The 20,743-nt window shown below is 32.7% G+C and carries 24 protein-coding genes; 12 read left to right on the forward strand and 12 right to left on the reverse strand.

What is annotated here, in order from left to right:
* Position 1: 1 nt before the first annotated feature.
* Positions 2-1,114 carry a glycoside hydrolase family protein gene (locus MY04_RS23285; RefSeq protein ID WP_158297874.1) on the forward strand — a complete coding sequence of 371 codons (1,113 nt, stop codon included), beginning with the start codon at positions 2-4 and terminating at the stop codon, positions 1,112-1,114.
* Between the two features lie 4 nt (positions 1,115-1,118).
* Here the strand turns inward: MY04_RS23285 and MY04_RS23290 are convergent, their stop codons facing one another.
* Both MY04_RS23290 and MY04_RS23295 read right to left on the reverse strand, forming a co-directional pair.
* Positions 1,119-1,949 (reverse strand): 3'(2'),5'-bisphosphate nucleotidase CysQ family protein, encoded by an 831-nt coding sequence (locus MY04_RS23290; protein WP_084006096.1) that lies wholly within the window; start codon positions 1,947-1,949, stop codon positions 1,119-1,121.
* 5 nt (positions 1,950-1,954) lie between these two features.
* On the reverse strand, positions 1,955-2,926 hold the full coding sequence (locus MY04_RS23295) for an oxidoreductase family protein (RefSeq protein ID WP_066214850.1): 972 nt from the start codon (positions 2,924-2,926) through the stop codon (positions 1,955-1,957).
* A 111-nt stretch (positions 2,927-3,037) separates the two neighbouring features.
* Between MY04_RS23295 and MY04_RS23300 the strand changes: the two genes are divergently transcribed.
* Both MY04_RS23300 and MY04_RS23305 read left to right on the forward strand, forming a co-directional pair.
* Positions 3,038-4,675 carry a hypothetical protein gene (locus tag MY04_RS23300; protein WP_066216752.1) on the forward strand — a complete coding sequence of 546 codons (1,638 nt, stop codon included), beginning with the start codon at positions 3,038-3,040 and terminating at the stop codon, positions 4,673-4,675.
* Between the two features lies 1 nt (position 4,676).
* Complete coding sequence (locus tag MY04_RS23305; RefSeq protein WP_066214852.1) at positions 4,677-4,895, forward strand: VF530 family DNA-binding protein; 219 nt, start codon at positions 4,677-4,679, stop codon at positions 4,893-4,895.
* Between the two features lie 72 nt (positions 4,896-4,967).
* Here MY04_RS23305 and MY04_RS23310 read toward each other — a convergent pair whose 3' ends face one another.
* Together MY04_RS23310 and MY04_RS23315 are read right to left on the reverse strand one after the other, a co-directional pair.
* Positions 4,968-5,264, reverse strand: coding sequence for a putative quinol monooxygenase (locus MY04_RS23310; RefSeq protein ID WP_066214855.1), 297 nt, complete (start codon positions 5,262-5,264; stop codon positions 4,968-4,970).
* A 220-nt stretch (positions 5,265-5,484) separates the two neighbouring features.
* Complete coding sequence (locus tag MY04_RS23315) at positions 5,485-5,679, reverse strand: hypothetical protein (protein WP_066214858.1); 195 nt, start codon at positions 5,677-5,679, stop codon at positions 5,485-5,487.
* Positions 5,680-6,171: 492 nt separating this feature from the next.
* On the opposite strand from MY04_RS23315, the gene MY04_RS23320 reads away from it, so the two are divergent.
* Together MY04_RS23320 and MY04_RS23325 are read left to right on the forward strand one after the other, a co-directional pair.
* Entirely contained in the window at positions 6,172-6,594 is a 423-nt protein-coding gene (locus tag MY04_RS23320) for a hypothetical protein (protein WP_066214861.1), read from the forward strand.
* Between the two features lie 16 nt (positions 6,595-6,610).
* Positions 6,611-7,036 carry a hypothetical protein gene (locus MY04_RS23325; RefSeq protein ID WP_066214862.1) on the forward strand — a complete coding sequence of 142 codons (426 nt, stop codon included), beginning with the start codon at positions 6,611-6,613 and terminating at the stop codon, positions 7,034-7,036.
* Positions 7,037-7,042: 6 nt separating this feature from the next.
* Here MY04_RS23325 and MY04_RS23330 read toward each other — a convergent pair whose 3' ends face one another.
* A complete protein-coding gene (locus MY04_RS23330) occupies positions 7,043-7,333 on the reverse strand; it encodes a hypothetical protein (protein ID WP_066214863.1) in 291 nt (96 codons plus the stop codon).
* A 286-nt stretch (positions 7,334-7,619) separates the two neighbouring features.
* Positions 7,620-8,684, reverse strand: a complete 1,065-nt coding sequence (corA, locus tag MY04_RS23335) for a magnesium/cobalt transporter CorA (protein ID WP_066214865.1) — start codon at positions 8,682-8,684, stop codon at positions 7,620-7,622.
* A 279-nt stretch (positions 8,685-8,963) separates the two neighbouring features.
* Here corA and MY04_RS23340 point away from each other — a divergent pair, with 279 nt between their 5' ends.
* Positions 8,964-11,666: an alpha-amylase family glycosyl hydrolase gene (locus MY04_RS23340; protein WP_084006197.1), complete on the forward strand. Its 2,703-nt coding sequence runs from the start codon at positions 8,964-8,966 to the stop codon at positions 11,664-11,666.
* Positions 11,667-11,791: 125 nt separating this feature from the next.
* Here the strand turns inward: MY04_RS23340 and MY04_RS23345 are convergent, their stop codons facing one another.
* The 4 genes from MY04_RS23345 to MY04_RS23360 form a co-directional block, all read right to left on the reverse strand.
* Positions 11,792-12,589 (reverse strand): hypothetical protein, encoded by a 798-nt coding sequence (locus MY04_RS23345; RefSeq protein WP_066214868.1) that lies wholly within the window; start codon positions 12,587-12,589, stop codon positions 11,792-11,794.
* A gap of 178 nt (positions 12,590-12,767) precedes the next feature.
* Positions 12,768-13,142, reverse strand: coding sequence for a nuclear transport factor 2 family protein (locus MY04_RS23350; protein ID WP_066214870.1), 375 nt, complete (start codon positions 13,140-13,142; stop codon positions 12,768-12,770).
* Positions 13,143-13,218: 76 nt separating this feature from the next.
* Complete coding sequence (locus MY04_RS23355) at positions 13,219-13,593, reverse strand: helix-turn-helix domain-containing protein (protein ID WP_158297875.1); 375 nt, start codon at positions 13,591-13,593, stop codon at positions 13,219-13,221.
* 2 nt (positions 13,594-13,595) lie between these two features.
* Positions 13,596-13,892 (reverse strand): type II toxin-antitoxin system HigB family toxin, encoded by a 297-nt coding sequence (locus tag MY04_RS23360; RefSeq protein WP_066214874.1) that lies wholly within the window; start codon positions 13,890-13,892, stop codon positions 13,596-13,598.
* Positions 13,893-14,790: 898 nt separating this feature from the next.
* Here MY04_RS23360 and MY04_RS23365 point away from each other — a divergent pair.
* The 5 genes from MY04_RS23365 (at position 14,791) to MY04_RS23385 (ending at position 18,117) form a co-directional block, all read left to right on the forward strand.
* Complete coding sequence (locus MY04_RS23365; protein WP_066214876.1) at positions 14,791-15,069, forward strand: hypothetical protein; 279 nt, start codon at positions 14,791-14,793, stop codon at positions 15,067-15,069.
* A 131-nt stretch (positions 15,070-15,200) separates the two neighbouring features.
* Positions 15,201-15,449 (forward strand): type II toxin-antitoxin system HicA family toxin, encoded by a 249-nt coding sequence (locus MY04_RS28370; RefSeq protein ID WP_066214877.1) that lies wholly within the window; start codon positions 15,201-15,203, stop codon positions 15,447-15,449.
* A 37-nt stretch (positions 15,450-15,486) separates the two neighbouring features.
* A complete protein-coding gene (locus MY04_RS23375; protein ID WP_066214878.1) occupies positions 15,487-15,825 on the forward strand; it encodes a type II toxin-antitoxin system HicB family antitoxin in 339 nt (112 codons plus the stop codon).
* Positions 15,826-16,083: 258 nt separating this feature from the next.
* Complete coding sequence (locus tag MY04_RS23380) at positions 16,084-17,022, forward strand: manganese-dependent inorganic pyrophosphatase (RefSeq protein ID WP_066214879.1); 939 nt, start codon at positions 16,084-16,086, stop codon at positions 17,020-17,022.
* 186 nt (positions 17,023-17,208) lie between these two features.
* Positions 17,209-18,117 carry a helix-turn-helix domain-containing protein gene (locus MY04_RS23385; protein WP_066216757.1) on the forward strand — a complete coding sequence of 303 codons (909 nt, stop codon included), beginning with the start codon at positions 17,209-17,211 and terminating at the stop codon, positions 18,115-18,117.
* A 2-nt stretch (positions 18,118-18,119) separates the two neighbouring features.
* On the opposite strand, the gene MY04_RS23390 is transcribed toward MY04_RS23385, so the two are convergent.
* On the reverse strand, positions 18,120-18,857 hold the full coding sequence (locus MY04_RS23390) for a tRNA-uridine aminocarboxypropyltransferase (RefSeq protein WP_084006097.1): 738 nt from the start codon (positions 18,855-18,857) through the stop codon (positions 18,120-18,122).
* 272 nt (positions 18,858-19,129) lie between these two features.
* Here MY04_RS23390 and MY04_RS23395 point away from each other — a divergent pair, with 272 nt between their 5' ends.
* The gene (locus MY04_RS23395; protein ID WP_066214883.1) at positions 19,130-19,909 is read left to right on the forward strand and encodes an SDR family NAD(P)-dependent oxidoreductase; all 780 of its coding nucleotides are present in this window, start codon (positions 19,130-19,132) and stop codon (positions 19,907-19,909) included.
* 158 nt (positions 19,910-20,067) lie between these two features.
* Here MY04_RS23395 and MY04_RS23400 read toward each other — a convergent pair whose 3' ends face one another.
* Positions 20,068-20,667, reverse strand: coding sequence for a DUF4382 domain-containing protein (locus MY04_RS23400; RefSeq protein ID WP_066214884.1), 600 nt, complete (start codon positions 20,665-20,667; stop codon positions 20,068-20,070).
* Positions 20,668-20,743: the final 76 nt, after the last annotated feature.

The following is a 20,743-nucleotide window of genomic DNA, read 5'->3' on the forward strand; positions in this document are numbered from 1 at the left end:
TATGCATCACATATCAAAATTGGCTTTGAAGATGGTCTTAGCCTCTTTATTCTTTATCGTTTTCACACAATTAAGTAAGAAAAAGGAACCCGAAGAATATAGTTTAAAACTAGGAGAGGCATCGGTTCATTCTAAGTTCGAGGATAAAGAATGGAGTCATTGGGGTGGTTCTATCGTAAAAGATGAAGAGGGCATTTATCACCTTTTCTATTCAAGATGGAAAAAAGATTTAGGATGGGCATGGGTTACACATTCAGAAATCGCACATGCTATCTCTACTTCACCTCAAGGGCCTTTTACATTTAAAGATGTGACTTTACCTGTAAGAAGTGAAGAATATTGGGATGGACTTTGTACACATAATCCTACGGTTCATCAGTTTAATGGTAAATATTATTTGTATTACATGGGGAATACAGGTGATGGGCAAGTAATGGGGACACCTGGAAAAATCAAGTTGAATCCTATTCACCGTAATAATCAAAGAATTGGTGTAGCGGTAGCTGATCATCCGAATGGACCTTGGAAACGTTTAGATGTACCACTAATTGATGTGAGCCCAAATGAAGATGCCATGGATGCTTTGATGGTAAGCAACCCAAGTATCACTCAGGATAATAACGGAAAATTCTTGATGGTGTATAAAGCTGTTGGGAAACAAAGAAAAGGAATTTGGGGTGGACCAGTTGTGCATTGTGTGGCAACATCAGATAGTCCGTTGGGCCCGTTTACAAAACATCCTAACCCAATATTCCAAGCCAAGAATCATGATTTTCCAGCGGAGGATCCTTTTATCTGGTATCAAGACGATCATTATTTTGCCATTGTAAAAGACATGCATGGAGCGTTTACGAAACATGGCAGATCTTTGGTACTTTTTAATTCTAAAAATGGAATTGATTGGCAGCTTTCTAAAAATCCATTGGTGAGTTCTTTAGAAATAAAATGGGACAATGGAGAAACACAGAAAGTAGCACATTTGGAAAGACCACAATTATACTTAGAAGATGGAAAACCAAAAGTGTTGGCTTGTGCAGCAGATGTTGAAGACGAACATGGTGTTTTACATTCTTTCAATGTGCAAATACCCATTGAAACGTTTGATGGTATATAGGCTGTTACACCTCTATACCATCCAGAATTTCTTTAGTATTGGGTAATGTAGAATAAAGAATTCCACATTCGTTCATAAATGTATTTTTCTGATTTAAAGGGAGTGCCAATCCATTAAAGGAAGAAGCTTGAAATCCCAATTCAGAAAACAATAAGGAAGTGGAGGCATAATCCCATATGCTTCCATTTCCTAATTTCTTTTTAGGTGGCTTTATATAAAGTGCCGGTGCATTTTCTAACACCCAAATAGCATTCATACAAGCTCCTCCAAACTTAAATTCTTTCTGAGGTTTAAGTAAATCTACTACTTGGCCATAATAGTTGGTTTTTAAGAAGCTTCGATCACAAACCAATGTATTAAAGTTGTTTGGTTGAATATCAAATACTTTGTTGTTTTTAAAGGCACCATGACCTTTTATGGCATGATAGAGCTCTTTATGGATCGGATTATAAATAACACCTACAACAGTTTCTCCATCTTTTGTCACCAAAGCAATACTTACCGAAAATCCCTCTTTCTTTTCTGTAAATGGCAGGGTACCATCTAAAGGATCAATACACCAGAAATAGTCTTTTTCAAAACGTGACTGATCATCTATATCTTCTTCTGCTAAAATGCCAAAATCGTTCTTTTCTGTACAAGGTTGAAGGTGATCTAGAATAGCGTCTTGAGATTTTCTATCGGCAATTGTGAAGGCTTCGAAAGCAGGATTTTCTACTCCTTGTTTTTTCATGACCTCAAGATCCTCTTGGAAATAATACATAACTATTTCCCCAGCTTTCAAAGCTGCTTCTTTCGCTTTTTCAGCTATTTGATGTAAATCGATAGAAATCATATACTTTACTTTAGACTTGCAACTACCTGACGGGCGATTTTCTCACTATAACTATTGATCTTCCAATGTCCCGGACTCCACCCTTTTAGGAAACGATGGAAATCACTCCAAGCTACAAGATATAATTCTGTCCATTCTTTCTTTAACTCATCAAAATCTACTTCTATTTGATAATGACGGATAGCATTTTCTACTTCTAAGAAGTAATAGTTGAGGATGTCTGATTCATAGCTTTCACAATCTTCTTCATACAGGCAGCTTCCTACAAAATAGGCGAGATCTTTCATTCCAACACCACCTCCAATGTATTGGAAGTCAACAGCAGCTACTTTATTGTGATCGTTTGAGAAACAGAAATTGGCGACTTTTGCATCTCCATGAACCAACGTTTTGTACTTGGCATTATTTAGCTTTTGATCGATTTTTGATGCTGCATTTTTCAACGCTTTATCGTCCATTACTTCTAGTTCATCCGGTCGGGTATCAAGGTGCCAATAGGTACCAATATCCCACAGACCTTCTGATGTATGATTTAAAAATCTCGCATGGAAATAAGCCAACCAACGGATACAGCCTTTCATTTCATCAAAAGAAATACTTCCTAAACGAGCCGGGAAACCACTTTCGTCCAAGTCTTCCATGATGATGACTACATCTTCTCCAAAATGACCAACGCCAAGACATTGGGGTAAACGACATTCATTATCCGTTAACCGTGCATAATTTTCGTAGAAATTTGTTTCCACCTCATAGGACTTCACCTTACGCTGATGCGATAAATCGGTATTCCAACCCCTTGGATGATGTTTTACTTTAGATAACTGAACGTGTTTAACTATTACTTTAGATAGGTTGTTTCCTTCTAAATAATATCTTTTGATGCTACCGTAACCACTCCAAAGCGATTGGATTTCCTCCGTTTTTATCACTTGATCTGCTTCTACAGTAGATAATATATATTGATTGATCTGATCCATAAGTTATTTTTTGGCAAATATAGTCAACCATTATTAGCTGTAATAATATTGTCGTATCTTTCATTATCTATCAAATCCTGATGAATGGATTCAGGTGTAACGAAATTCAAAATGAAAAAAATAACTCTTTTAGGCGGAACAACAATCTTACTTACCTTTATCATTTTATACTTTATGCACCCCACTATTGCCTACGGCTTTAATGCATGGTCAATGGGCTTAACGTGTATCATAATTGTATTGATGATCTTTGAATCAGGTTTTTCAAGAAATAAATTAGCCAACAAACAAATATCAAAATTTAATATAGCAGGAAGTGTAGCTGTTTTACTATTATTGCTTTACACTTTCGTATTACCATTAATCACCTCAACAGCAGTATTAAGAAGTAGTGCTTACAGAGATTTAATTGGTGAGGTGAAAATGGGTGACGATTTTACGGAACAAGTCGCACCCATATCTACAGAAGAAATTAGAATTGTTGATCAGCTTACGGCCAATCGATTAGGTGATAAAGTATTGGGATCGATTCCTTCTTTGGGGTCTCAAGCCTTTTTAGGTGAATTCAGTATTCAGAATGTGAAAGGTGAATTGTTTTGGGTTGCCCCTTTATTGCACTCAGGATTCTTTAAATGGAACAATAACAAAGAAGGAACCCCAGGCTATGTCATGGTATCAGCATCCAACGAAAGAGATGTTCGTTTAGTCCAAGATGTAAACGGAAAACCTGTTAGAATTAAATATCAGCCAGGAGCATTTTTTAATTCTGATTTGAGTCGTCATATCTATTTTAATGGATATATGACCAAAGGTTATACTGACTATTCTTTCGAAATTGATGATGAAGGAAAACCGTATTGGATCATCACTTTATTTGATAGAAGCATAGGCTTTGCCGGAGAAGATGCCACAGGCGTTATTGTCGTTGATGTTGAAACGGGTGATATCAAAGAATATGGTATTAAAGATGCACCAAAATGGATTGATAGAATTCAGCCCGAAACATTCATCACAAAACAATTGGACGATTGGGGTGAATATGTGCATGGATACTTCAATTTTTCTAATGAAAATAAGTTGACAACTACTAGAGGAATTTCTTTAGTGTATGGATCCGACGATCGTTCTTATTGGTACACAGGTTTAACTTCTGTAGGTAGCGACGAAGGAACAGTAGGTTTTGTTTTAGTAGATACGAGAACAAAAGAGACGGTATGGTACAAACAAGTGGGTGCTACTGAACAAGCTGCAAGGCTATCTGCTATGGGTAAAGTGCAAGAGAAAAGATATGTAGCTTCTTTCCCAATTACTTATAACATTACAGGAATACCAACTTATGTGATGTCGTTAAAAGACAATGCCGGTTTAATTAAAATGATTGCTATGGTTTCTGTAGAAGATTATACCATTGTTGGCGTAGGAAACAATATCAAAGAAGCATTAAGAGCATATAAAAATAGTTTAAACAGTAAAGGAAACTCAATCAGTACAGGTTCATTTAATGAAGCACAAACGATAAATGCTTTGGTAGAACGTATTTCTAATGATATTAGAAACGGTAATACCAATTATTATATGATGTTAGAGGGGCATCCTCATAAATTATTCGTAGGTTCGTCCTTAGTTTCTGGAGAATTGCCAATTACACAAAAAGGAGATAGTGTAATGGTGAAATTTGATGAGAATGCTACAGAAATTATTGACATTGTCAGTTTTGACAATTTAAATGTAGACTTAAAGAAAGATTAAAATGAACGGAGAAAAAGATCCTTTACATGGAGTGAAATTGCAAGAAATTGTAGAGTTCCTTGTTGATTATTATGGTTGGGAAGAATTAGGACAAAGGATCAGAATAAACTGTTTTAATAGTAACCCTTCCGTAAAATCTAGTTTAAAGTTTTTAAGAAAAACGCCTTGGGCTAGAGAACAAGTGGAAGCGTTATATATCGAAAAAGTAAAATATAAATAAGAAAAAGGTATCAAAAACTCAGGGTTTATTTCCCAGGTTTTTGATACCTTTTTTTAATAGACTTTATCTGTTTTATGCAATATGAGTCATTTCATGTACAACAAATTCTTCTACTTTACCTTCTGTAGCTTTCAGATATTCAGCCAAATGAGGATTGTTCATGTGTACTTGCCATAAATCTCTATTCTCCCAGTTCTCGAAAAATAAAAATTGATTAGGATTCTCATTATCCTGATGAAGATCATAGTTAATGCACCCTTCTTCTGCACGGGTCACATCAATTAGTTTAAGCAATTCTGCTTTTACATCCTCTCTAAATTCTTCTTTAGCTAATATTCTTGCTACGATGGTCAATTTCTGATTACTCATTGTATACTAAATTTTATTTTTATTGATGATACAAAGGTAATTCAAATCAATAGGGTATATGTTGTAAAATCTTTTGTAATTCTTGTATAATTAAAGGATCTGTTTTCGGATTAATCTTTCGATATCTAAATCAAAGAACTTTGAGATTGATAGACAAATAAAAATGCCTCAATATTCAAACTTATGATATTGAGGCATTCTTTTATTCCTAATAATAATATTAATACAAATCTTCAAAACGTACCGCAGGATTTTTCTCTTCCTTATCGGTTTTTACTTTTTTAGATTTCTTCTGCTTCTTTTCTGTCTTTTTTGTTTCCTTGTTCTGTTCAGCTTTTACCGCCCTGATATTTAATCCTTGTGCAGAAACAAAAAAAGAAGTAAACATGAATGCGATGATAAATAGGTGTTTCATAGTCTAGTTGATTTAGTTTAGTTTAATTTAAAGTTAAACAATATTATCAAAAAATATCCAACTAGTAAAAGTTGAGATCAACCTTAACTATTCTTTAATATTTATAAACGAATTTTTAGAAGCTCAAAAAATACTTATGTAAGAAAAATGCCATATCATTAATATTATAAAATATATTTACTTCAAATAATCACTTAAATAAACTTATAATAGTACTATAAAGGTAATATTTTATATTTCAGCGGGAATAATATCGTTGATCGTCAGTAATCTTACAAGGTATAAGTTTGTCAATAATTTCACGAAAATGAACCTAATTCTTAAAATGACTGTTAATTAGTTACAAGATCATTTATTCATAAAATCTGTACCTGCTTAATCAAATAAAGAACGCAGAGACAAGAGTAAATATCAAGTACTCGCTTTACCCTTTTTTGAAAACCTAATAGTTGTGCTTAAAAAAAAACAAGTCATTTAATAGTAGCACGTAATATGAAAGACATTAATTTTAATGATGTAATCTTTATAGATACATCAAAATCACCTTTAATAATCATAAAATTCAAGAAAAAAACGATCGAATTAGAAGATGTGAAATTAATTAAAAGAGAAGAACTCAATGCTATTAAAAATGTAAAAACTGCTAGTGTAATAATATATGAAGCATCCGATGTGGAGTGGGTTACTGCTGACGCCAGATTGGAATATATCAGATTGATCAAAGAACAAGAAGCCTTTTATAATCAGTATGTTAGGGTACATTATTTTGTCTTGCAAAGCAAATTTTTAAAGATTCTCTTGAATACTGTCAATAGAGTATTCAAGCCAAAAATAAGACAAATGGTGTATAATGATCTAACTACAGCGCTAAAGTATGCTGAGTTAGACAAGGAAGTAATTGAGAGTATTGTATAACAAAAACAAAGAAATTATGAGAAAGCTATATACCTCAAAAGTCGCATATATAGATACTAGAAAATTACCATTGGTATATATAAAAGTAACCAAAGAAGAACCTAACATTGAAGATGTGGCTGAATACAAAAAAATATTATTCGAGTCATTCTCCCATATTAATCAAAGATGTGTAGTTGTGGATGATGCTTCTTCTTTAAAATGGATGGATGCTGTAACAAGGATACAGTTAGGTAAAGTTTTGAAACAGTTTGAAGAGCAATATTCTTATCTAATTTACAAATATCATTATGTAACACCCAACCTTGCAATTCAATTCATTTTAGAAGGAATTAATTTGGTGGCGAAGCCAAAAATAAAACAAGCTATGCATACAAAATTACAAGATGCCGAAGAAGAATCTTCACTTGATGTAAGAGCGTTAAATAGAGTGCATCAATAAAGGTTATTAAGATTTATTATCATGAATTAAAAACCTCAATGTAAAACAGACTTTACCCTGGGTAATAAAGATTTTATAAATACCCTCTGGCCAATCTTCACAAGAAATCTTTGCATTTGCATTGTGAACTGATTTGTAGAAAAGCATATTCTCTTTCACAGAATAAATTTCTACCTTATAAATTTTATTATCCGAAGGTGGGTAAATCGTTGTTGTTTTTTGAACAAGAGTGGGGTATAATCTCCAATCGCTAAACGTATTTATATTTTCTGTGATTTTATTGTCAAGTAGCATCATTGTAAAAGAATCTATATCTATTTACTAATTTATCATTGATCAATTCATTAATCAATAACAGATTAAAAATTAGTAATTAGTTCATATCATATTCTTTAATAAATGATATTAAAAAATTCCGTTTCTAAGTCATATTAAAACATAATAACATTTTAAGCAGAAAAAAGGACAACTGTATCTTTTGATCAGCGTTATTATTAACAAGTTAAAAGAATGCGCTTAGTAGAAAAAAATTAAAGAGTTAAGTTAGATGTCACCCCTTGGATATTATCTGAGGGGTGATTTTTTATGCAATCCATTTTTTTCTTTTGAAATAGTACAACATCCCAAGTGTTATCAATAGCATTACAGCCCACATACTATAATATCCATATTGATAATGCAATTCAGGAATATTATCGAAGTTAGTCCCATATATACCTGCAATAAAAGTTAGTGGAATAAAAATCACAGAGAAGATAGTGAGGGTCATCATTACACTATTTAGTTTAGAACTAATTGTGGTGTGGTAGATATTTAATTGATCAGATAAAATTTCCCTATAACTATCGGCAATTTCACTGGCCTGCTTGGTATTATTTAGTAATTCGTTAAAATAAGCTTTATTCTTCTTCTCAATAAAAAGTGGTTGATATTTAATCAATTGAAGAAAGAGTTCTAAAACAGGTTTTATATTCTTTCTGAAATTATTGACTACTTTTTTATAGGAGATAATTTCATCTAATATTTCAATTTTCTGATTACCCAAAACTTCATTCTCAAATGCATCTATTTCTTCACTAATTTCTTGAATAACATAGATATAATGATCGACAATGATATCTAGAATATTAAAAATGAGATAATCAACTTTGTTGTTGCTTATTTTCTTTCTTCGTTTCTGAATTCTTTGAATTAAAGGTTTAAATATTGGGTGACTTGTTTCTTTAAAAGTAAGTACACAATTTTTATGAAGTACTAAGCTAAAGTGTTCATTGGTTAATTTTCGCTCTTTTTTATCGTACGAAAGTATTTTCATGGTGATTAAAAAGGCATTTTCGTACTCTTCAAATTTTGGACGGGCAGTAGTATCAATTACCTCAGATAGTATATGAGCATTAATTTTATTGTCTTTTAGCTGTTCAATTAGTGGTACATCATGTATACCATTAAAATTAATCCAAGTAATCGATTCAGAGTCTACATATTTTCTTGCATCCTCAATCGTTTCTAATTTTTGCTCATGATAATGTTCTGGTCCGAAATCAATTAAACTGACTTCTACATCCTCTGTTTTTTGCTCACCAACGAAAACAAGTTCATCGGGCGATTTACCAATTGTTTTATGTTTGAGTAGACTGAATTTTATCATTAGAGTTTATTAAAATGTGATTTCCGAAGTTAATTATCTTTAAAAAGGAAAAAAAACATTCTTTTTTGATGTTGGAATATTTATTAAAGATATAAAAATATTCATATAAATTGATTCATTTATCAACCGATTGCAAACATCATATTCTTATATTAATATAGAAAGTACATTAACAAATATATAAACAATGTCCAATTTTTAGCTAATCGTGCCTATTTTTTAATGACATTACTTCCCTTTATTTTCTCAAAATTAAGGGTATCTTTAAAAGTGCAAATCATGACTTTAAAATTAGATATCGAAATGAACCTTAAAAAAATACTATTTATTGTATTTTCTTTCTTGTCAATACAACTAGCAGCGCAATCCTTTACAGGACAACAAGTGAATCAAGGATATGCGATTTTTAGTAATCAAGTATCATTTATTTTTGATGAGACTATTTATGACAAACAACCCAATCGTGTTGTAGTGACGGGTACTTTTAGAGGTTGGGATAGTGACATGGAGACCAAAGAATGGGATCTGAAAAAAACGGGTGGTCAATGGATTCTTACTTTTGATAATACCGATTTTAAAGTGATTGGTCCAACAATGGAATTTAAGTTCAGAATTAATGACGGTGAATGGTTAGGACCTGCATCGGTAGCTCCTAATGAAAAAGGAGGAAACCTAGTATTTATGATGGATACAGTTCTTCCAGGTCTAAAAGCTGAGCTAAAAAACGAAAACCTAATTTGGGCAACTATTGTGGGAGAAAGACCACTTGACCCAACAAAATATCTTATTACAAACGCACAAGGTGATACTATCAAAGTAAAAGGTGTATTACCGAATGAAGCAACAACAACATTAATTGTACCTGCTGAGCCATTAAATAAAAAGAGAGTTTATTATTTACATATGCCAGATCAAGAATTGTCTGCCTTATGTTCTTTTGATGGATGGTTTAGAGATACTTTTTCTACAAAAGAGTTAGGTGCCAATATTGATGATGGAAAAACGACTGTACGTTTATTTGCTCCAAGAGCCACAGGAGTGAAACTTTACCTTTATAAAGGAAAAGACGATACAAAAGCCGAAAAAGTAATTGATATGAAAGAAGATCAAGATGGTGTTTGGGAAGCATTTTTTGATGAAGATCTTCATGGAACTTGGTACGATTTCACTATTCATGGTTTTGATGATCCGGGTAACTTATTCTATGAAACCACTAAAGCACATGTTTCTGATCCTTACACTAGAGTAAGTGATGATACTTGGGGTAAATGTAGAATGTGGAGAAGAACAGTTCCTGCAACTCCATTAAAGAACGGTATTCCTGCAATGGAAGATGTGATCTCTTATGAGGTACACGTTCAAGATTTTACAGACCGACTGCCAGTAGACGAGTCTATTAAAGGTAGATTAGCAGCAATGCATAAATCTGGTTTGAAAAATAGCAAAGGTCAGAAAATTGGTTTCGATTATTTAGTCGACTTAGGAATTAACGTGGTACACTTGATGCCAATTCAAGAATACTTACACTATCCAACAGACGATTGGAAAGCTTCTTTTGAGAACGATGAGTACATGAAATCTCAAGGAGTGAGCGAAGAAAATTACCAATGGGGATACCGTACTTCTCACGCAATGGCTGTAGAAACTAGATATAGAACTGTTGGTAAAGAAGCAGGTGAGGAAAGAAACGAATTCAGAGATTTAGTTCAGGCATTCCACGACAAAGATATTGCTGTAATTATTGATATTGTACCCAACCATACTGCTGAAAATATGGATGGAAACTCATGGATCTTTAACTTTAATGGTATTGATAAGCAGTATTACTACAGAACAAAAGATTTAGAGCATATCGGTGATTATGGTAACGAAGTGAAAACCGAAAACCGTCCAATGACACAACGTTGGTTAATCGATCAATGTCAGTACTACATCAAAGAGTTTGGTATTGATGGATTTAGAATTGACTTGGCAGGACAAGTAGATCAACAAACACTTATTGCTTTAAAAGAAGCGATTGGACAAGATAAAATTGTCTATGGTGAGCCTTGGATCGGATCAAATGATCCAGAATTTGAAGCAAATCCATCATGGGATTGGTACAAGGAAGATTCACCAATCACTTTCTTCCAAGATGATTCAAGAACAGCCTTCAAAGGACCTGTATTTAAATTATCAGACCCTAAAGCCGATCGTGGTTGGGCTGGTGGCAAATCATCAGAAAGAGCAGGAGTGATGAAAGGTTTGGAGAACTCAAACAAAGAAGATGTTACGCCAAATTCTGGTATCACTTACCTTGACATCCATGATAACTTTGCTTTATCAGATCAATATGGTGGAGAAAAGTTTGATGGCCGTACAAGCGTAGATCAAAACAATTATAAAATCGCAGTCACTTTGATGTACACTTCTTTAGGACCTATCGTTACTAATGGTGGTTCTGAGATCATGCGTTCGAAAGCAGATGCACCTTTAAAGGAAGTTGTGAAAACAACGAATAAAGGATATAAAGTATATATGCACGGTTACAGAGATACCTATAACCATAGAACAGCTAACCAATATGCATGGGAAACTGTAGGTCAGCAACCAATATCAGGAAATACCAACGATTACAAAAACATGTTGGCGTTCTGGCAAGGAATGAACGAGTTTAGATTATCAGACTACGGTAAGGTATTCCGTTTAGGCTCTGAAGTTCCAGAAGGGTATTATCAATTTATCACTCCTGAAAATGAAGATCAGTTGGGATATATCATCGATGAGAAAGTATTTGTTTTATTAAACGTTGATGAGAAAGCCAATAGCTTTGATAATGTAGAGCTTCCTGAAGGGAATTGGAAATTAGTAGCCAACAACAAATCAGTAAATATCCATAAAGGAGTAAAGGATGCTGATAAGAAGTTGAACAAGTTGAAGGGAGGAAAGCAGAGTATCGAAATGCCTGCAACTTCTTTAAAGATTTGGGTGAAGGTGCAGTAGGTTGAAGGTATCTTAATTAAAAAGAGGGTGACTCATAATTCAAAAAAACACTGTATCAAAAGCACCGTAATTAATTCTGGTGCTTTTGATACAATGAAAAATGGATAAATGAGTCACCTTCTTTTTTATTCCGTTGTAAAAGGTTCTAAGAAAATATGATCTATGGATTTCCCTTCTTTGACAAACCTATTTAACTGACTATCATTAAATTTTTTAGGAATATTAAATTGCTCAAGATGAATAGATCCGTTGAATTCATTAGAATAAAGAACGGTAGTATGGTTTAATACCTTTAATCTCAATTTTGTATCAAATGTTCCTTTGTATCTTGGAATTGAAAAGTAAGCATAATTTTCGCCAGACATCTGATTAAAATACCTACCACTTCCACACCATCCCCATTGCCAATATTCAATAGGCTTCCATTGATTATCAGGACTTAGTGCTTCTTGTATCGCAATAGTACTTCGATCTTCAGTAAAAAATCTATTTAGACTATCTGACAATGTAGCTATCCATACTCGATAACCTTTCACTTGTAAAGGGTCAGATTTTTTTCTCCTTATTTTATGGTTGATGGTATAAGTAGTGTCGACAAATATTTTTACATTATTTGAACGTAAGGTTTCTAAATAACTTAGAAAGGCATCATACCCTTCTTCAGAACTAGTTTCATATGGGTAATATTCTTCTAATATTTTTTCATCAAAGTAAAATGATTTATCATGTAATTCCTTTCTAGGAAGAACAGTTTTGAATCCATAATCAGCTATTCTCATTACTTTCGATTCTAAATAAGGAAGGGAATCATAAGAATGATGAATGGAATCAATTATAGGAGGGTGAAATAAATACGTTTGAATTTCTTTCTGTTTGTTGTTGCAGGATAGCAAAAAAAGAAATAATAGTAAAAATTGCTTCATTGGCTTGTTCGTAGTTGTTTATGATAAAGCATATTACATATTTCATTTTAAATAAAAAAGAGGGTGTCTCATTTATCCACTTTTCCTCGTATCATAAGCCCCGGATTTAAATCCGGGGCTTATGATACGAGGTTTTATTGGATTTTTAGACATTCTCCTATTTCTTCATTTAGACATTTTACATCCCTGGACCTTGTGGTCTAAAGAAGAATTCTTCTTTTACAATTTTACCATCTTTTACTTCGTAAACAGCAATCTCAGAACTATTGCTTCTTTGTCCAGTAGGTTTAAACGTGGCATCCATTCCTAATACAATAGAAAAGAATTCATCTGCAACAATAGGTTCGGATACTTCAAATCCATGAACTTCCATCATCACTTCGAATTGCTTTCCTTTCATAGCCAAACCTTCTTTCCCTTTTACTTCTTTTACAGGAGCTCCATCAGGCTCGATACTCACACAATCGTCTGAGTACAATTCTTCATGGGCAGTAGCAAAATCTCCTTGACGACATAGTTCAACTAGTCGATTAGCAATCTCTTGAATAGTCATAGTTATTTTTTAGGATATTTAAATATTTAATGGTTATAAATTACGCATCAGGAAGTACAATTAAAAATACTTATTATTATTTATTCGCCAAACTCATAATTGTATCATATGAAATTCCTAAATGATTATGGATTCCCACAGCAATATTTATGGTGAGTTTCTTTTTGCCATTTAGAAAATCACCCATTCTTGATGGACTTATACCAATTAATTGAGATAACTCTTTAATGGTAATATTATTATTAGACATCTTATACTTAATGTAGTCTAAAGTAGAAGGTTCCTCCATTTTCATCCCATTTTTATATTCATACACATCAATAGCTTCAGCAAGACTACTGATAGTATTATTTTCGGTATTATTCTCTATAGAATCGTCTGCTTCAATCATCAATTTTTCTAGTTTCTTTAAAGCAGTTTCGTATTGAGTTTTATCTTCTATTGTCATCATCATCATATATTTTTAATATCTTTTATTTTATCGTATTCAGAATGTTTTCCTATAAAACGAACAAAGAGAATATTTTGACCAAAAAGGATTAATGCAACCATTCTATATTCATTTCTTTTAATATTGAATACGTATCTTTTATTCCCGACATTATCTACGCTATCAAATGCTTTTTTTAGATCGTTTGCATTCTTTCCCTTAAATCGTCGTAGGTCACTGACAAACACTTTAAAAATCGAAAGATCGTTTTTATGTTTTTCAGCAAAATCCTTAATAGTTTGTTCGCTTATAATTCTCATCTTCAAATATACATAAAAGTATAAATGTATACAAAAATGTGTATATACGTTAAGATTATAAGAATTGATTCGGTAAGAATAAAAGACGATTCAGTATTTATATCGCCTTTTCAATCTTTACATTTTCTGTTTGGGTTTGAAAAAATGCAGTTTCAGTAAAAATAATAAGCTGTGCAATGTTGATTGGCGTTAGATATAATGTAACAAAAAACGAAAAAGATTTAGAGTTTAGATAGATGAATAGAGAGTTATATGCTTGGCTGAAACTAAACCATTAAAAATAAGACAGTGAATAAGAGGCTTAGCTAATACTAAAACCATAAGACATTAACATTGACCATTGCTTTAGAGGGCAATGCTCGATTAAAAGATTTAGAGTTTAGATAGATGAATAGAGAGTTATATGCTTAGCTGAAAACTAAACCAATTAAAAATGAGACAGTAATTAACAACTTAGCTAAAAATAAAACCATAAGACATTAACATCGAACATTACTTTAGAGGGTAATGCTTGATAAAAGATTTAGATAGATGAATAGAGAGAGAATAAACTTAGCTAAAAACTAAAACATTAAATTAGAACCAATTGAATCTCGACTTAGCTAAAAACTAAACCAAAAAATATTAAAGTCTAAAAACTAATTAAAATGTTATAAATAAGTTTTGATAGACTAAAAAATTAAAATTGATAGATAAATACAGAACAGATTTAGTATTCGTACAGCACTAAAGACTTTCGGAAATCCGGGGGTCTTTTTTTATATTTTATACCTAAAAAGCCGGTTTTATCTTTCTAAGACACTGAGTGAAATCGCTCATAATTCAATCAAATTGATGGTTTTTCTTAATTGTATATTGTTATTCATTACATTTGTATAAATGTATTTAACTTTTGTATATGACTAACAGTACTAGATTTCTCTACGAGAAGGTAAATCACTATGCCCCATATTTTATGATTGATGGAGCTATTTGTTTGAGTTATAAAGATCTAGGTGATGTGTTTGGAACAAGTTCTTCTGGAATAGCAAATTATATTCGTCAATATCGTTTGAACCACAATTTGGAAGCAAAAAGTAGAATTACTTTTTACAAAACACGAAGAAAAGACGGAACACTTAGACAATTCAAAAAATACGGCCAAGTGATTAATTTTAAACTCCCTTTTGGTGGTTAGTTTCGACAGTATTAATGTAACCACCATTCTTAATTGAGTGGTGGTTAATTTTTTAAATTAATAATTATACTTATAAATACTTTGTATAAAATGTATTTGCAACTAAAAAATAGTTGCATTATATTTGTTCCATGAGAATAGAAAAGCTTCTAAAAAAGCTTCAGAAAAAACCGGCTCCAAATGATTTCCTTTATAAGGATCTAGTAACAATCTTTGAGTCGTTTGGTTTTGAAGTTAAAAGCGGAAATGGTTCAAGAAGGAAATTTGTGAGTAGAAAAAAGCAAGTATTTAACCTGCACGAACCACATCCGGAAAAAACTATCAAACGATATGTCATTCAGAACGCTCTAAAATTTCTCAAAGATCACGGGTACATTTAGTATTCGTGGTCATATTTAAAACCTTAATTTGTTTATCATGAAAAATCTAATGGAATACAAAGGCTATTTTACCAAGCCAGAGTTTGATGCTGAGGATATGATTATTCATGGAAAGATTCTTTTTATTAGTGATGCCTATATCTTTCATGGAGAATCATTAAGTGAGTATGAAAAGATGTTTCAAGAATCAGTTGAAATGTACTTGGAAGACTGTAAAGAGTTAGGTAAAACACCACAAAAAACATTTAAAGGATCTTTAAATGTACGGTTAACTCCCGAAAACCACCGATTGTTAGCACTTAAAGCTGCTGAACAAGGTATATCGATAAATAAGTTGATTGATAAAACGCTCACAGAGTTTGTTCATTCAGCTTAAAGTACAAGTCACCAATCGTAATTGATTGGTGATTTTTTTTGCCAATTTATGCTATATTTTAATTGAAATTGATTTACGAACTAGAAAAGGAGACATAAATATGTACATGAATAACATTTTTACTTTTCATCAAATTGATAATAATTTTAATAGAAGCATTTAATGATTGAATAAATAGAAGTGGAAAGTTCGTTTTTTATAAAAAATATATATTTTTGCATGTTTTAAAAATAAATCAAATTATAAGAAAGAGAAACAATGAGTTTTCAACTATCTTTTCCAAGTAATGCATTATTTGTAGGGCATAAAAACCCTGATACTGATTGTACATGTTCAGCAATCGCAGCAGCAAACTTATGGGGCGGTACTCCAATCGTTCAAGGAGAATTAAACCCTGAAACCACTTTTGTATTAGAGCAATTTGGTGTTAAAGCACCTGCTTTCGAAGATAACTTTGCAGGAAAAGATGTAGTGATCGTAGATCATAACCAAACTACTCAATCTGCAGCTTCTGTAACAGAAGCAAACATCCTTTCTATAATTGATCACCACGCTGTTCAGGATAACTTCTTTTTCCAAAAAGGACCCATCCATATCGATATGCGTACAGTAGCTTCATGCTGTACAATTATTGCAGATTACTACGAAGAAATGAACGTAGAAATCACAAAAGAAATGGCAGGAGTAATGTTGGGAGGTATCCTTTCAGATACTTTAGCTTTGACAGTTCCTCATACAACAGAAATCGATAAAGAAATCGCAGCTAAATTGGCAAAGATTGCAGGAATCGAAGATGTAGCAGATTTCGGTCAACAAATGTTGATTGCCAAGTCTGACCTTTCTAAATATACTGCCGCTGAAATCTTAAACTTAGATTACAAAGATTTCATTTTCGGTGATATCAAGATTGGTTTCGGTGTTTGCGAAAGCTTATTGATTGATAAGGTTAAAGCGAAACACGACGAAATTACTGCAGCAATGGTTGAGAATAAGAAAAACGATTACAACGCAATTTTCTTTGCTTATGTTGATCTTACAACCAACAACTCTGTTGTTATCGGTGCAGATGATGCTGATTTCGAAGTTTTAGAAGAAGCTTACGGTGTATCTAAAGGTGATCTAGGCGTTGCTTTAGAAGGTAAGATCTCTCGTAAAAACGATTTTATCCCTCCAGTATCGGCTTACTACAATAAGTAATCGATATTAAGGTAGATATATTTAAAAAGCTGAATCATTCATCCAGTAATTCATTCTTGGGTTAATGATTCAGCTTTTTTGTTTATATAGGTCATCCGAAATTTGTGTTATACTTACTGTAATTTATGTAAGATGATTTGATCAAATAATAGAATCTTTGTATCATGAATAAAAATTTAGATGAAGATGAAAGATCAGATCACACATATAAAATCAATCCACGAGTTACACCAATGTATGGGGCTACCTGCTCCCACTCATCCTTTGATGACTATTATTGATGGTAAGGATATAGAGGTCACTCAGAAAATGATCGGTATGAAATGGAGTTCAGATCTCTTTTATATCGCATTGAAAGATAAAAGCTGTGGGATGCAATATGGTCGTAATACCTACGATTTTGAGGAAGGGGTTTTGATCTTTGTGGCTCCACATCAAGTGATCTCGGCGACGGAGGAAATTAAAAAAGGAGATACTGATGGGTGGTTGTTATTCTTTCATCCCGATTTATTTATTGGAACCGAATTAGGCGATAAAATAGATCAATATTCATTTTTTAGTTACGATGCGAATGAAGCCCTTCATTTATCAGATCAGGAACGTCAAATGCTGATGTTGGTTATTGATAATCTTAAGGCAGAAATGAATAATAGAATCGATAATCATAGTCAGAATGTGATGATTTCTAACTTAGAGTTATTGCTCACTTACAGTTCTAGGTATTATGAGCGACAGTTTAATACAAGAAAGAATCATCATTCAAGCGTGGTTACTCAAGTCGATAAATTATTGAAGAAGTATTATGATGAAGGTAATTTTACACTCACAGGTATGCCTAACGTTCAATATTTTGCCGATGAAGTCAATCTGTCTTCTAACTATCTAAGCGATTTATTGAAAAAAGAAACTGGACGGTCCGCCAAAGATCACATCAATGATTTTGTTATTGATAAAGCCAAACACATTTTATTAGGAACGGATTCGTCCATAAGTGAAGTGGCCTATAATCTCGGATTTAATTACCCACATTATTTTAGCCGCTTATTCAAGAATAAAACCGGAATGACCCCTAACCAATTCAGGGATAGAAATTAATATTATTTTGAGTTGGTGATAGGTTCAAAAATGATATTTCTCTCCGTCTCTTTTTTATACTTGTCCATTTTTTTCAACTTCTTGACTTTTTGAGGACGGTAGTTATAATTGTCAGGTTTTAGAATACACTCTACTTGATATTCCAACATCTTTTCAAAAGGTAAAAGGAAGTCTGAAGTAGAACAGTTTTCTAATTTATTATCAACTAATAAATTGATGACCGTATATACGGACTCAATGGTGCTTAGGCATAATGATTCTGGCTGTTGTTTGATTATGAATTTAGATTGGATTTCATTATCAAAGCTCACTCGAGGAATCTTTTGAAGATTGGTACTTAAACGTAACATTTTACGAGCAAGAGGCCACGTTCCATCAAGAATAAAAATGTAAGGGGTTTTTCCTAAAAATGAATTCATTTCAGACTGACTTTTTATAGACAGGTTGAAATTTTCTTTTCCTGGATAGAGTAAGAAAGAAGCATTCGATTCATCATTCAGAATTTCATTTACTCTTCTATTTTCAGTAAAATCTACATCCACAATAATTTCCGAGTTTTTCAATTGTAAATGTGCCATATGCCCGGTACCATTTTTCTCTTTATGGTGTTCTTTGGGATGCATAAGAAATACAAAACGAGTATTAGTAAGTATAGGGTTAGTATGCTTACAAATACATGAACTTTCAGGTCGCATACATTTGTAACATTTATTTCTCGGATTTTCTATATCAACTCGCAAAGTATATATCTTTTAATTATTCATCACAAAAACGGCGTAAGTTGTCAATAATCAAATTGACAACCAAACTTCTTCATTTCTATTTTTATTCGAAACGGATATGTTTGATTTTTTTCACAATTCATGATCAAAGTGAAAGAAGTTTATGATGTATCGTTATTTTATTAGTTAAATGATTTGTGTTTTTCATCAAGTAATTTGTGTTCTTTTACTAATTTGATAATCAAGATATTTGTGTAGTAAGTTTAAGAAACATTAAAACAAAAACTATCATGAAAAACGTAGCATTAATCACAGGAGCATCATCAGGAATCGGAAAAGAATTCGCAAGAATCCATGCGGAAAAAGGAGGTGATCTGATTGTTGTTGCAAGATCAGAGAATAAACTGATTGAATTGAAAAATGAACTTCAGGGAAAATACAAAACTGAAGTGATGATAATTACAAAAGACCTTTCAAACTTGTCTGAAGTCGAGGAAGTATATCAAGAAGTGAAGAATGCCAACGTTGATGTAGATATTTTGATAAATAACGCTGGATTTGGTGGACTTGGAAAATTCCATGAAAGAGAGTGGGAGAAAGATTTAGCCATGATCAATCTGAACATTACAGCGCTTACTGCACTTACAAGATTCTTCTTGGACGATATGGTGAAAAGAAATAAAGGGAAAATTCTTAATGTCTCTTCGACAGCTAGTTTTTTACCTGGACCAATGCAAGCCGTATATTATGCAACGAAAGCCTACGTGACTTTCTTTAGTAATGCAATCGCTCAAGAGTTACACGATACAAATATTACTGTGACAGCATTAATGCCTGGAGCAACGGAAACAGGTTTTGGTAGTACTTCTGGAATGGATAAAACAGATCTATTTAAAGATACAGCTTCACCACATTCAGTAGCTATGGACGGTTATAATGGAATGATAGCAGGGAAGTTAGATGTTATTTCCGGATTAACTTTCGCTCAAACGCTTATGGTAAAGGCAGCACCTCTAACACCAAAGAAAATCTTGTTAAAGCAAATCTATGATATGCAACAAGAGAAGTAATGAATTGAATACAACCTATTTTTCTCACAATTTAGTGTGAGAAAAAAACACAAATAAAAAACCCACGATTTCAATCGTGGGCCTCTCTATGATATCTGATATATATATAGTATATATCCCGAAATCTTAGGTTAGAAATATGATATAAGAAACTATCTCTAGTTCACTTTTTCAATCACAATAATACCTTCAGGATTTGTACCAGCAGTACCTTGTTGTAAGTTGTACTTACCAGCACCCGTTTCAACTAATCTAAGGCTACCGTCCATATCTAATTTTAAGATATATTTGGTGTTCGCTGCTATTGCTGAATCACTTTCTACTCTAAAATCTAAAGCTTTGTGAGCAATATGTAAATCAACAGGCTCTTCATTATCTGTTTCGATTACATAGCTAATACCTTTTTTATCAAGGCCTAACACAGCACCGTGTACTTCACCTACAGGAAGTGTTTCTTCCGTCCACATAATAGTGTCTTGAGATTGGAAGTGTAATAAATCAATCATTCCTTCACCTTCTTGCTTATAGAAAGTAACAGTTTGATCGTTTACTTCAACCGTTAAAGACTCCACAGAAACAACTACAGAATCAATACCAGGGATATCAGTAGCAGTTGTTCTCGCTCCTGATAAAGGGGAAATGTCTCCTGATTTAAGAGATACATCAGTTCTTGCGTTTGATGTCGGGGAATCATCGTTGTTACAAGAAGTAAATAGAACAGTCGTAATAGCAATTACTGATAGTAATACCTTTTTCATAATAAATCGTTTAAATAAAAGTTTTCACAAATTTAGTTTAATTTCCAATCAAATCAATTGATTCAGTATAATTTGT

It is taken from the genome of Flammeovirga sp. MY04, assembly GCF_001682195.2.
In the GTDB taxonomy this organism is placed as follows: domain Bacteria; phylum Bacteroidota; class Bacteroidia; order Cytophagales; family Flammeovirgaceae; genus Flammeovirga; species Flammeovirga yaeyamensis.